At 70.8% G+C, this 12,682-nt stretch carries 8 protein-coding genes; 1 reads left to right on the top strand and 7 read right to left on the bottom strand.

Annotation, left to right across the window (positions count from 1 at the left end; all coding sequences use genetic code 11):
• Nucleotides 1–2,308 precede the first annotated feature (2,308 nt).
• From ACIP37_RS34745 to ACIP37_RS34730, 4 genes are all read right to left on the bottom strand, one after another.
• Complete coding sequence (locus ACIP37_RS34745) at nucleotides 2,309–2,896, bottom strand: hypothetical protein (RefSeq protein WP_400812122.1); 588 nt, start codon at nucleotides 2,894–2,896, stop codon at nucleotides 2,309–2,311.
• Between the two features lie 551 nt (nucleotides 2,897–3,447).
• On the bottom strand, nucleotides 3,448–4,239 hold the full coding sequence (locus ACIP37_RS34740) for an AAA family ATPase (protein WP_400812120.1): 792 nt from the start codon (nucleotides 4,237–4,239) through the stop codon (nucleotides 3,448–3,450).
• On the bottom strand, nucleotides 4,236–5,924 hold the full coding sequence (locus ACIP37_RS34735; RefSeq protein WP_400812126.1) for a Mu transposase C-terminal domain-containing protein: 1,689 nt from the start codon (nucleotides 5,922–5,924) through the stop codon (nucleotides 4,236–4,238). The genes ACIP37_RS34740 and ACIP37_RS34735 overlap by 4 nt, the downstream gene beginning before the upstream one ends.
• A 1,063-nt stretch (nucleotides 5,925–6,987) precedes the next feature.
• Entirely contained in the window at nucleotides 6,988–7,149 is a 162-nt protein-coding gene (locus tag ACIP37_RS34730; protein WP_400812118.1) for a hypothetical protein, read from the bottom strand.
• Between the two features lie 243 nt (nucleotides 7,150–7,392).
• On the opposite strand from ACIP37_RS34730, the gene ACIP37_RS34725 reads away from it, so the two are divergent.
• Complete coding sequence (locus ACIP37_RS34725) at nucleotides 7,393–8,490, top strand: hypothetical protein (RefSeq protein WP_400812116.1); 1,098 nt, start codon at nucleotides 7,393–7,395, stop codon at nucleotides 8,488–8,490.
• 163 nt (nucleotides 8,491–8,653) lie between these two features.
• Here ACIP37_RS34725 and ACIP37_RS34720 read toward each other — a convergent pair whose 3' ends face one another.
• Genes ACIP37_RS34720 through ACIP37_RS34710 form a run of 3 tightly spaced genes read right to left on the bottom strand, consistent with a single transcriptional unit; the run spans nucleotide 8,654 to nucleotide 12,308 of the window.
• On the bottom strand, nucleotides 8,654–9,199 hold the full coding sequence (locus ACIP37_RS34720) for a hypothetical protein (RefSeq protein WP_400812114.1): 546 nt from the start codon (nucleotides 9,197–9,199) through the stop codon (nucleotides 8,654–8,656).
• Nucleotides 9,199–11,691, bottom strand: coding sequence for a multiprotein-bridging factor 1 family protein (locus ACIP37_RS34715; RefSeq protein WP_400812113.1), 2,493 nt, complete (start codon nucleotides 11,689–11,691; stop codon nucleotides 9,199–9,201). The genes ACIP37_RS34720 and ACIP37_RS34715 overlap by 1 nt, the downstream gene beginning before the upstream one ends.
• A 14-nt stretch (nucleotides 11,692–11,705) precedes the next feature.
• Complete coding sequence (locus ACIP37_RS34710; protein WP_400812111.1) at nucleotides 11,706–12,308, bottom strand: hypothetical protein; 603 nt, start codon at nucleotides 12,306–12,308, stop codon at nucleotides 11,706–11,708.
• Between the last annotated feature and the right edge of the window lie 374 nt (nucleotides 12,309–12,682).

Here is a 12,682-nt window from a genome sequence, read left to right as displayed (position 1 = left end):
CCCGGCTACGCCGGGTAACCACGGGCCTTCGGCCCGGGTTGCTTGCGCCTTCGGCGCTGCGCGGCGGCTTCGCCGCCGGTACTGCTCCGGCCTTCGGCCGGGGGCCTCGGGCTTCGCCCGTGGCCGGCCCGCGCTGCGCGCGGGCGGGCCGCTGCGCCGGCCGGATCGGGCTGCGCCCGATCGGGTGGGGTGGCGGGCCGCTTCGCGCCCTTGGGTGGTGGTGGGTCAACTCCGCGCTTCGCTGCGGAGTTGGGTGGGTGTCAGGATGGGGCCTTCGGCCCTGGGCGAGTGGGGTGGGTTCGCGGGCTTCGCCCGGGCTGACTGGGGTGGAGGGTGGGGGCGCTTCGCGCCTTGACTGGTGGGATGGTGAGGGGTAATCAGGTGATGGAGTCACTCGTTGGGGTGGTACAAGGACGGGCTTCCCTCGGTCTGTGAATCAAAGGTAGTGGCCCGCTAGAGTCTGGGATTGGGAGTTGGTCGGGGAAACTGGGGCCCCGTGGATAGCATCAGAAAGGCAGGTTAGTAATGCGGTTGAGTGTCGTTCTGTCGGCCTGGTAATAGGTTTCAGTTCGTTGGCCATCCCATACGTCACCACGATGTCGGAAAAACCGCAGCAGGATGACGTGATTCCGGGCGCAGCCGCTGTGACCTGCCCTTTCCGGCCCGCAACAGCGCCATCCTGCTACCGCCATCTGCGACAGCGAAGTGCAGCTTCACACCGGTTCCAGCGCCGGCGTGGAGGCGCTGGCCGCGTTCGTCGAGCGCGAGGGCCGTGCCCGGGAGGCTGGAGGCGCTGAGAGTGGTTTGGTAGACCTGCGCCCGGCGCGGCCGGGGCTCATGCTGCGCGCTCGACCCGGCGATTAGAAGGGCGGTTCCTCCGAGAAGCCTGTACCTGATGGCACGGCACTCTTCGTTGATGCCCGTGGGTCGTCCGCTGGTGTTGTGGGGGGTGGGACTCCCCATCCCCCACGCTGCGGCTGCGCGGGCGCTCCCCACCCGCCGCCCTGCGGCTGTGAGGCGGGTGTCCCCCACCCGCTGGTCGGTTCCGTTCTGGGCACGGGCGGCTCGTCTGATCTGACGCCGTCGATGTCGTCGTTCCACAGCTGGCGCAGGTATTGGCGGCACGTGGTGTTGTCTTCGTCGTCGTAGTTGTTCGACTCCGGCCAGCGCCTGCGGTCGGGGCTCTGATCAGCCAGGTGGCACAGGGCCCGCAGTACCGAGTCGACCCTGGACCAGGTGCTGGTCCCCTCTCCTGTGAGCAGCCTACGGACCGTCTCCCGGCTGACCTGAACCGGGTTGTCCAGGCGTTGGGTCGCTGCGGCGATTTGTCCAAGGGTGGGCCGGCCCGCCGCGCGGAAGTGGACGTGCAGCTCGGACACCAGCGAGCGCCTCGTGCTCGGGGGCAGTTGCTCCACGGTGGGCATTTTCGGCATCCTTGGCATCCGTCTGCTCCACTCCCCGATGACCCGCTTGCCCCCGATGCACCCATGATTGCCCTGCGATGACGCCCTAGGAAGACCTGGGTAGACACAGATAGACCCAGTAGAAGTGCATTTGAACTCATGTCAGCTCCTTTTCTCCCAAGTACAGCGCATTCCAACTCACTGAAACTCGTTTTGGCAACTACCTGTTTTCGCTGGTAAGAGGCCATTTCGGGGTGGTTTCGTTGCCTCCGGTCACCTGTTGAGGCAGTCCGTTGTCTCAGCAGGTGGACACGGCGCGGCCGTCGCACAAATGGCGACGGCCCCCTGGTGCGCAGGGAGCCGTCAGCAGAGGACAAAGCCACTGAGGAGCAGCACATGTCCACTTCGGAGCCTACGAGCAACCCTGCCGAACCGGAAGCCTTCGCGACGCAGGTGCGCTTGACGGGACGGAGGCAGTGGCGGGTGTGGGGCCGGCGCGCCCGCCGGGATGCCGCCGTCTACCTGGTCTGCGGCGCAGCCACCGCCCTGGGCGGCGCCCTGGTGTCATGCGGGGCGCTGTGGGTGCGAACGCGCCTGTAGGAAGCCGGATGCCTCCGGGCGGAGCGGTCCGTGCTGCACCTGGCGGCTTTGTCGAGCGGGAGGGCCACGCGAAGGTGGCCCTCCCGCACAAGGATCCGCTGGAGATCGTGGTTACCGGACCCGGTGGGGAGGAGGACGTTGAGGTCGTCTCCGTGGGGCTGGGCGCGTTCCTGCACAACACGGTGGCAAGGCGGGGCCAAGGTAAGTGCGGGGCAGCTCGCCGAGCACAGCGTCAAGTGGACGTAGGGCCGGCGGTGGGCTGCCGGGGGAAGCGGGGGCGTCACCCGCGGGTGACGCCCCCGACGCTACCCGCGCCGGATGGGTGGAGGCGGGCAGCCCCGCATGTACTCGGGGCCCGCGGCCCAGGGGTAGCGGTAGTGGGCGTTGCTGAAGGGCCAGATCGTGCGCTGGTCCTGCGGTTTGGGGGCGGGGTGGCCCGAACGGGAGCGGGGCTTGGGTGGCTGGGGTGGGCGCAGTTTGCAGGTGTCGGCGAGGTCGAACAGGCCGGGCAGGTCGTTGTTGGTGAAGGGGACGGTGAACAGCGGGGTGTCGCCGGCTTCGGCGATGGCGTGCTGGTAGGCGGCGGCGAGGAGCAGGGGGCGGGCCCAGGGCGGCACGGGGTGGGTGAGGCAGCCGAAGCGCAGGCCGTCCGCGTCGTGGAGGGCGATGGTGGCCGCGCCGTCGGTGAGGTCGGTGGGGCGGGCGGTGTGGAGCTGGGCGTCGGATGCGGCGGTGAAGACCGCGACGGCGAGCTGGGCCGCGAGGTGGGGGTGGGCGGTCGCGGTGTGGAGGCGGCGGGCGACTTCGGTGGCGGTGGCGGGGGGGCATCTGGGGCGGGTGGAAGCCGCGGTCGTGGGCGAGCGGCGGAGTGCAGCGGCAGCGGCGCTGGGCACCGTCGCCGGACCAGTAGGTGGTCAGGGCGGGCAGGTTGAGCCAGCGATCGTGCACCGGGACGGGGCGAGGCGGGCGGCTGCGCGGGAGGTCGGTGTCGTCGGTGCCGGGGAGGCGGGCGGCCGCGTCGGCGAGGCGGTGCTCCACCTGGCGCAAGGCCTGTTCGAGGGCGGGGGTGGGACGACGGCGGTGGCAGACCAGGAGCAGGTGGACGCCGGTGCGCTCGCGCAGGGTGATCAGGTCTTGGATGCGGCGGCGGCCGAGCAGGTGGGCGCGCAGCACGGTGAGGTGGGTGATGGGGGTGGCGAGGGTCCAGGCGGCGGCCATCGCCCAGGGCGGGTCGGGGTCGAGCCTGGGGTAGCCGTGACGGGCACGGGTTTGCCGAGAGCGGCGAGGATGTCGTAGGCGAGGCAGATCGTGGAGTTGGTGCCGACGGTGGGGTGGACGGTGGCCCGGCCTGTGGTGGGGCTGTGGGCGGCCTGGGCGGCGCGGGTGTGGGGCAGGTCGTCGTGGGGGTCGAGGACGACGGTGACCGGCGGTGGGTCGGGGCAGGTCAGCACGGTGCACCGGCCTGTCGTCGGCCGAGTTTGCTGTAGGCCCAGCGCACCAGGTCCTCGTCCACCTTGGCGCGCCCGGACTCCTTCATTCCGGCGGCCAGGTGGTGGGTGATCTTCGCCCAGGCCCGGAAGTTGCCGTGGGCGGCCTCGCGGTCGCACAGGGCGATCAGCTCGGGGTCGGCGTCGGCCCAGATCGGGTGGAAGGCCGGGATGGTGTCCAGGACCTCCTCCAGCGGCAGGGGGTCGATCTCCTGCCAGCAGTAGACCCTCGACTCGAGCATCGGCTCGCTCTGCAGCATCTCGAAGCAGCCGTTGCCGCCGGTGAAGACGATCGTCAGGTCGGTGCCGGTGTCGTCCCACAGGTAGCGCAGGTACTCGAAGCACAGCTTCGACAGCCACTGTGCCTCGTCGCACACCAGCACCCGAGTCTCCTCGAGCGCCCCGCGCAGCATCCGGTCGAACTCGATCGCATGGGAGGGCGGACGACCGGGCAGGCCGAGGGCGTAGAACAGTTCGTGGCGCAGGTCCCGGGTCGAGGGGCGGGCCCGGAACTGGATGCGGTGAGTGATCTGCGGGGCGAGGTCGCGCAGCGAGGCGTTCACCGCGAACGACTTCCCGTGCCCGGTCCTGCCGTAGATGCAGATCATCGCCCTGGCCTCGATCGCGGCACGGATGTTCTCCCGCACCGCCAACAGGGCCCGGGTGCCGACCACTTGGGCGCCGCGCAGGCGCATGTAGTGGTCCTCTCGTTCAGCGGGCAGCCGACCCAGTCGGTCCGCGGTCGTCACGGGCTTCCTCCCTCTTCTGCTTCTTCTTCGTCCGTCCCGTTCACGGCACCACCGCCGCTGCCCGGGGTGTGTGCCGCGTCAGGCGCCGGCGGGTCGGCATCGGTACCGGGTGCTGCCGGGCGGGGGCGGCGGATCGGGCGGGCCCATGACGCGGGTGCCTCCCGCGGCGGGATCAGGTCCGGCAGCGCTCGCTTCGCCAAGGCACTCCCGGCGGCCGTGGCGAGTTGCTCCTCGGCCTCGGCTGCGGTCAGCGCCGCCAGCGGCTCGGGCCTCATCGGCTCGGTGCCCGCGCCGTAGCGGCCCAGCTGGCGGCGCTGGCGGTCCGCGGAGGCCAGTGCCCGTACCATCGTGCGCCGCTGGGCGTCCTTGGCCCGGCGCAGCGCGGCCCGCTGGGCCGCAGTGGCGGCGTCCGCGAGGTGCGCCGGCCCGAGGTGGGTGCCGGTGACGGCGTCGAACACCTCGATCTCGTGGTCGTGGTGAGGGATGAACCGCACCCGCACCCGGGTGCCGTCCATGCCGTGCATCCACGGGCCGACGTAGTAACGCCCCCGCCAGTACACGCCCTTCGTGGACAGGACCTTGTCGCCTCCCGCGTCCTCGAGGGTGAAGGAGCGCAGCAGGTCGGGCGGGACGTCCTCGATCGGGGTGGGGTCGTCCTGCCAGGCTTCGAGGGGTGTGCGGCCGCCGAGCGGCTGCGGGCGGTGGTCGGTGTTCCACCACCGCACCCATCCCAGAAGCCGTGCGGTGAACTCGGTGAACGAGAGCACATCGGCCGGGTCGCTTCTGCGGGACGGCGGGCGGGTGGTGGCGGTAGGGGCGTGGAGGTATCCGGGCTGCGCGACCAGGAACATGGCTGTGACGCAGTGGTTGAGATTCTCCACCGTGCCTTTCAACTCCGGCCGGCGGGCGGGGAGGTCCTGTACCGGGACCGCGAGCGCGCCCAATGCCCGGGTCACCGTGGCGCACAGGAACTCCTTGCCGCGGTCGACCCGCACCAGTTCCGGCAGTCCGCCGATCGGCCCGTACGGGCCACCGGGCTCGTCCCGCGACAAGGCGATCCGCAACGCGGCCAGCACCGCGTCCCGGGAGGGCTGGTGCGGGGTGACGGCCGCGCCGGTGATCGCGTTCCTCGCGCAGTCGATGAACCACGTCACCCACGGCCGCACCAGCTCCCCGTCCAGTTCGACCTCGACAGGCAGATGCTTGTGATCGCCCTCCCAGCACGCGTTGCGCCACTGCGGCGGACGAGCCAGATACACATCGTGCGCCCGCCGGGCCCTCTCCCCGCCCTTGAGCGCGGCACGCTGACCCGCGTTCAGGTCCCGGCGCACCGCCCGCTGAAACGTCGCCAACGACGGCACGCCCACTCCCCCGCCGCTCCTGGCGCTCGAAGCCGGCTCCCCACCGGCTGCCCCGTCCACGGAGTCGTCCGCCGACACGCGGGCCTGCGCGAGAAGCTCCCGGTGAACCGCCGCCGCGTTCCCGCACCACAACGCCAACCGCGCATGAACCTCGCCCGTGACCGTGAACCGCGGCCGGGGCTTGCGCACCGTCCGGCCCTCCTCACGGGCCGTCTGCAGCCAGCGCTGCACCGTCCGCACCGACCTGCCCGCCGAGAAAGCCGCAAGACGCACATGCTCGGGCGTAAGAACACCGCGTTCCTCCAAGGCCAGGAGCCGGAACACCACCTGCTCACGCACCACTGGCGCCGAATCGCCGGACCGTACCGCGTCGCTCCCGCCACCGCCGTCCGCCATCCACGCCCTCCCGGCCCGTCCGACAGCCCCGGCAACGACCAGGCCCGTCCCCGGCCCCTCTATGAAGACAGCGACCGCACCACGATGACGCCCGAAACCGCATTCCGATGACACCCAGTAGGACTATCTGGTACAACCCGGACATGCCGTCAGCGCAGAGGAAGCCGCACGGACCTGACCAGGCCAAACGTCATCCCGATGACGCCGAAAACCGCACCAAACTGACGCACCGACAACCGACACCCCAACCCACCAGCAAAAACACCCCCACACTCCACGACAGACAACCACCGCATCCGACGACAAATACATGCAGCTTCACACGTGCATCGAGCCCAACCATTTCAGGTGGCTGCCCAGCTTGCTACAGCGGTTCAACTGCCATTGTCGGCCAATTTTCGGGCGGGAGAAAATAGAGGGAATTCGGGATAGAACGGCGGAAGATTGATGTCGGTGAATTCCGTGAGGCCAGCTATCGCCCGCCGATTCCGAACGGCGGAGCAGTGGAGCCAGCTCCTGGGCAGCGGTGGCCAGCCGGTGGACGGATCCGGCGGGGGCGGGGTCCGGAGGAGCCCCCGCCGGGGCTTCCGCGCGGTACCCACCCGGCAGACCGCGTAAGGCCGGGTAGCGGGCTCGGCACGCGCAGCGCAAGGCGCCGGCCACCACCAGGTGGCCGGCGCCTTGCGACTTGTCAGAACCGGCTGCGCCGCACGACGGGCTGGACGGGCGGGGTCTGCTCGGTGCCGAGCAGGGCGAGGGCCGCAGTCCGGGTACGCTCCAGCCAGTTCATGACCTGGCGCAGCGTGGCTGGGGCGAGGGTGCGGGTGAGCTCGCGAGAGGCCTGGTGGTCGTCGTCCGCCAGCGCGTGGAGGCCGACGTGGTCGAGCGCGGTGTGGAGGGCCTGGGCGGCGGTGCCTGCGGGGCGGCGGTGGGTGGTGTCAGTGGGTCTGGTGGGGTGTACCAGGCCGGGCCTGGTACACCCCCGTGTGTCCTACGCCATCACGGTGTGGAGCAGGGTGGTGACCGCCACCAGCGTACCGAGCCCGGCCAGCGGCCCTCCGATCACGAACGCGAGGACACCGGCTCCGGCGGCCACGGAGAGGATCAACGCCCAGCGCTGGGGAAGCCGCTCGGGCCCGTTGTCGTTGCTCATCAAGCGTTACGCTCCTGACTGCTACCCATTGAAGCGGCTCCGGTTGCCCCCGGGGCCGTTCGCGTCCCCGCGAACGGCTGGCCACCCGACCTTTCCGACCAGGTCGTACGACCAGTCTGCGGGCGCAGCGGGGCGTCACTGATGGTCCGTCAGCAACGTTCTGACCCGCACAGAAGTTGTCTGTTAATTCCACTTAGACTTATATGCGGGTCAGAGCGTCGAGGTCAGAACGTTGAGGTGGGGATGAGCAGCGAGCGTATGCGTGCCGAGCGGCGTGCCCGCAGGCTGGATCAGCTGAAGGCGACCCAGTCCGTCAAACGGGCGAATGCGGCTTTGCATCAGACCTGGCAGGCCGGGAGACGGCCCGACTACATCCGGCTCCGTACCGGCCTCGTGGAGCTGCCGGAGAAGGACAAGAGGCAGCCGGTGCTGACCCAGCTGATCCGGCTGATCCGGCCCCGCGGCCTCGCTTTGCGCTTCTATCTCCTGGCGATCTTCGAGGCGCAGTGCCGCCTGGAAGCCGGTGAGAAGTGGACAAGCAGCCGACATCTGTCCGGTCCGGCCTCATGGGCGGACCTGATCGCGGTCGACGGCGCCTACAGCACCCAGGCCGAAAAGTACATGAGGGACACCAAGCAGCGTCGCACGCTGGCAGATCAGCGGCTGAGGCAGGTGAGGTCCGCGTTGCAGACCTTGGAGGCGGTGGGTACGAGGGGAAAGCTGGTGCCCGGCTCCGGCGGCTCGCAGGCCTTGGTGTCGGTGCCTCTGGAAGGCGCGGTCAGGCAGTACAAGGAGTTCGTGCTGCTCAATGAGCTGGGCCGGGGCGAGCTGCAGACGATGGAGCCCTACTCCGTGCCGCACCCGAGGTATGGCACGACCTTCAGGGTCCCGGCCGACTTCTTCCTGAAGGGCTGGATCCACGTGCTGAGCGATGCAGAGATCTCGGTGTGGCTGACTCTGATGTCGCTGTTCAACCGGTACCCGGGGAAGCACCGCGAGGAGGGCATCTACCTGTATGCCGCTCGCCGAAGCAGGATGGGCTTGCGCCGCGACTCTTGGGAGGACGGGTGCGCCCGCCTCCGGGACTTCGGCCTCATCCGCTACGCAGTGCCCCCGGCACGGGAGGAGAAGAAGGTGGTGGCCGGCGGGGAGCAGAGTCCCGAGGATTATGAGGCTTCGGTTGCCGAATTTATTGAGGGGTTTGCGGAGTTTGACTTCTCAAGGCCGGAACCACCCGCTGTTTACGAACCCGACCGGCATCAGCTGCTCAAGGGATTCGTAATAGATGCATTGAATAAGGTCATGATGGAAACAACTCTGCGGGTCAAGAGCCTCAATTAGGCAAGGCTGCGGCTGCTGGGTTAGCCCATTCCAGCAGCAGGTGATGGCCGTCTGGCCCTATTTTACTGGTCGCTTGCTTGCAGCAGCGCGCTGCTACAAGCAAGCGACCAGTGGCCCAGAACCAGCTTCTGTGGTGGGCTAGTTGAGCATTCGATGGAGTCGGTCAGCGCAGGTCGAAGTCGCCTGCGTCGAATTCGAAGTCGTCGGCCGAGAAGCCTCCGTAGCCGACGCCGCCGTTGAAGTAGTCGGCGAGGGCCTGGCCGATGATGGCGCGCGCTTCGTCCTCGTCCTCGGCGAGGGCCAGGGCGGCAGCCTGTTCGCCCGTCAGGTTCAGGTGGATGTCACGGGCTCGGACGGCGTCCGAGCCGCGGATCTCGAAGTTCACGGCGCGGCCGACCCTGGCTCCGATGCCCGAGACGGTGCCGCGCTGCGCGAGCTGCTTGGCCTTGCGCTCCCGGCCGCGCTCGGTGGTCTGCACGTCGACCGCCTCGCGCTGGAGCCGCTGGGCGTCCTCTCCCTTGGGGCGGCGGGTGCCGTCGATCCAGCGCAGCACGGTGCGCGGCGCGACGCCGTAGGCGGCGGCCATGGCCTTGGTGTTCCCGCCGTACTTGCGGTCCCGCACCTGCCCGGCCTGCGTGGTGGACTGCACCGGCGCCTTCCGGGAGGGGAACAGCGCCTCGCGCACCCGACCGAACAACCCGCCCGCCATCAGTTCCCGCCTTCCTCATCGTCGTTGCCGGTGCCGGCGGTCCCGTCGTTCTGCTCCGGGCCGATCGGGGTGCCGGCGGTGGTGTAGTGGTGGACCAGCTTGGAGGGGTGCTCCCGGCGCTCCATCGCCTCGACCACGGCCGCCAGCGGGATCGAGGCCTCGTGCTTGTGGCTGCCCGGGGCGATGCCCAGCCGCAGCGCGCCGGGGACCGGGGTGCCGTCGTCCTTGACCGGGAGCAGCTCCAGCGGGGACGGGGCGTCGGTGGCGTACAGGTAGCTGTCCACGTTGACCGCGATCGGGGCCCGGCCGGTGAGCAGCAGGGTCTTGCGCAGGCGGCGGTGGGCGGCGATGCGGGCGGCGGCGATGACCTGGAAGCGCAGCGCGGGGTCGTAGGACCAGGACGCGGCGATCTTCTCCAGCCACACCTGGTCGTCCAGGTGGCGGGCGGAGTCGGCCCACTTCCCGATGCCGCCCTTGTAGACGTTCTTGTAGCTGCCCGCGAGAACCATGGCGTCCGCGCGGACCGGGTCGGTGCCGACGTCCTTGTGCACGGCGTAGGCGGCCAGGAACTCCTCGGGGTTCTGGCCGTCGAACAGGCCGAGGTGGGCGTAGGTGCGCTTGTAGCCGCCGCGGATGCGGCCGGTCCATTCCTTGAGCAACGGCGCGGTGTGGGCGGCCAGGTAGGCGGCGCTGATGGTCGCCGGGTCAAAGTTGTAGGTGGTGGCCATGTAGGCGACCGTCACGGTGGCGTACCAGCCCGGGCCGGTCGGCGCCTGGCCGTGGAAGGTGGCCGGGTGCGGCAGCAGGGGATCGACCTCGATGCCGGTGAAGTCGCACCACCACAGGCCGGCGGTCTTGCCGCCGTCCCAGGCCGGGTGCTCCGCGTACGCGTACGGGCCGATGGGCAGGCGCAGGGAGTCAGTGACCGAGAGGTAGCTGGCGCAGACGTCGACCGCGACCGCCCACGGACGCCGGGCCTCCTCGGCGGTGAGGGTGCGGGCCCACCACTTGTAGTCCTCCTCCTCGCACACCGCCTCGCCGCGCGAGAGCAGTTCGCGGGTCAGCGGGTGGCGGGCCCCGGCGGCCGGCGGCACGCACAGGTCACCCGAGGGCAGGGCTCCCTCGCGCGGGTGCGAGGACCACTCCCCCGTCGTCTGGTCCTTGACCCACTCCACGCGGGGGCGCACCGCGTCCAGGAGCAGCATCGCGGTGGAGGCGGTGGTCGCGCCGGGGGCGACGCCGAGGTCGGCGGTGAAGGCGCGGTAGCGGCGGGCCAGGGTCAGCCCGTCCTTGGTGCCGTCGGGGGCGGTGGCCAACGGGGCGGCGAGGGCGCTGACGGCCTGCTGGCGGCCGTCGCCCTGGCCCAGCCACGGCGCCACCGTGACCCGGACCGAGGTCTTCGGGCCGCCGGCCGATCCGGTGCGGCGGAAGACGTGGAAGGACGGTCCGATCTGGTCGCTGATCTCCATGCCCACCGTGGCGGCGGCCTTCGCCAGCTTTGTGTGGAGCGCGGTCAGGGCCTTCTCCGTGGTCGGCAGGGCGGCGGGCAGTCCCAGCTGCTTGAGCGCGGCAGCGGTCAGGCAAACCATGCCGTCGCCGCCGCGCCCGGCCGAGTGGGCGCGCTCGACGCGCAACGGCAGCCCGGTGCCCAGCCACGCGAACCAGTCGCCCAGCTTCGGCCCGGCCGGGGCCGGGACCTGCGGCACATCCAGGACCCAGCCGCCATCCTCGGCGGCGTCCAGCGCGACCGCCGGCCACCAACGCGCGGCAGCAGAAGACGGGGCGGCTGGACGCGGCGCAGCCGGACGGCCAGCGGGACGGGACGCCGCCGGACGCGGCCTGGCCAACTGGGCCCGGGCTGCGGTCGGCGCGGGCCGGACCGGCACCAAGGAGACCGGAGCAGGAGCAGCTGCGGGCGTGGTCGGGGCGGCGACGGGCGCCGGAGCGGGCGGGGCCTGGGCCGGGGCCGGCTGCTGGGTGACCGCAGCGGCGGCCTCGGTCACCGGGGCTGCGGGGCGGCAGAAGCCGCCCAGGTGCATCGGGTGGCCCTGGGCGCGGTAGACGGAGGGCTGGCCGCACTGCACGCACGGCGCGGCCGGGCCCATCACCAGCGAGCCGTCCGGGTTCTGGTCGAGCACCGGGACAACGGGCGCCTCGGCGGCCTGCTGGGCGGGCGCCGAGGCGGGATGCGCCTGCGGCACGGCCAGGACCGGGGAGGCAGGCTGCGTGGAGGCGGGTTGCTCGGGCGCGGGAAAGCGGGCGGCGAGGCCGTCAAGGAGTCGCGCGTAGGACGGGGCGATGTCCGGGCCCGGGACGGCGCTGCCGTCCTCCCAGCCCGTCACCAGGGCCGAATCCACCCGCAGAGCCGCGGCAATCTGCGCGGGCGTCAGCCCGGCCGCCAGGCGCAGCCGTGCCCGCTCGGCCGGGAGCGGCAGGCCGGTGTGCACGGCCGCGAGCAGGGCGTCGACGGAGTTGAACAGGTCGTCGGACATCAGGGTCGGTCTCCTCAGCGTCCGTTGGGTCGGGTCGGGTCGATCCGCGGGTCGCCGAACAGGGCGTCGAAGACCTGCTCGGTGAGGCAGGCGATCGGGCCCTGCTCGGGGCGCAGGGTGTAGCCGGCGGTGCGTCCGAGGTCGGCCACCGCGATCGGGACCTGGGGGCGGTAGTAGAACTCGAGCTCCCGGCCGGCGAACTCCGTGGGTTCGGCCCCGCTCTGGGCGGGGTTGGGTGGCAGGGTGAACGAGGGCAGGCCGGCCACGTCGTCCTCGGCGGCCAGGTGGAGGACGCTGTCGTCGGTGGTGCGGAAGGCGACGGCCAGGTCCACTCCGCCGGCGCGGCGGTCGCGCGGGAGTCCGTGGCCCTCCAGGACCCGGCCCAGTTGGGAGGGTGCCATGGCGGCCGCGATGCCCAGGGCGCGCCGGTTGGAGTAGCTGTCGCTGGCGTCCGCGCGGGACATCGCCAGTTCCTTGACCACGTTCAGGTGCTGGGTGACCCGGCTGATGCAGGCCACCAGGGCGGTCAGGTCGTCGAAGTCGGCGGCTTGCGGCGGTTCCACCAGACGCTCGCCGCGCAGGGCCGCGAGCAGCGCCCGGCCCAGGTCGTCGGGCACCTCAACCCGCTCACCACCGAAGCTGACCCTCACCACAGACTCCCAAATAGTAGGACCTAACCAAATACTACACATATCTCCTGTGGGATCCCAAAAGGAAAGGGGGCACGCAGCACCGCCGCGCGCCCCTCGAAGTCTTCGTCGGTCTACCGGCTGTTGCCTTGATTCAGACCGTCCACCGGCATGTTGCCGGTCACGTCGGGCCGATAAGCAGCACCTACCGGCGGTGCCATGCCCCCAGGTCCCGATTCCGCTCCGGCAGGGCCCCGCCCTGGCCACGGGCATGGTCCGCGCCACCGGGTCCAACCGGCGCAGCCGCAACCGCAGTCAGCATTCTTGGCCATGACGACCAGTCACAGGTTGGAGGATCCGGT

Origin of the sequence: Kitasatospora sp. NPDC088861 (assembly GCF_044750105.1) — a bacterium.
In the GTDB taxonomy this organism is placed as follows: domain Bacteria; phylum Actinomycetota; class Actinomycetes; order Streptomycetales; family Streptomycetaceae; genus Kitasatospora.
The sequence above is the reverse complement of the archived record's forward strand: the minus strand, read 5'-3'. Positions and strand labels throughout refer to the sequence as shown.

Bases quoted from the DNA above. Each gene is read 5' to 3' on its own strand.
- ACIP37_RS34730 (WP_400812118.1), bottom strand. From the start codon at position 7,149: ATGAGCAACGACAACGGGCCCGAGCGGCTTCCCCAGCGCTGGGCGTTG.
- ACIP37_RS34725 (WP_400812116.1), top strand. From the start codon at position 7,393: ATGAGCAGCGAGCGTATGCGTGCCGAGCGGCGTGCCCGCAGGCTGGAT.
- ACIP37_RS34720 (WP_400812114.1), bottom strand. From the start codon at position 9,199: ATGGCGGGCGGGTTGTTCGGTCGGGTGCGCGAGGCGCTGTTCCCCTCC.
- ACIP37_RS34715 (WP_400812113.1), bottom strand. From the start codon at position 11,691: ATGTCCGACGACCTGTTCAACTCCGTCGACGCCCTGCTCGCGGCCGTG.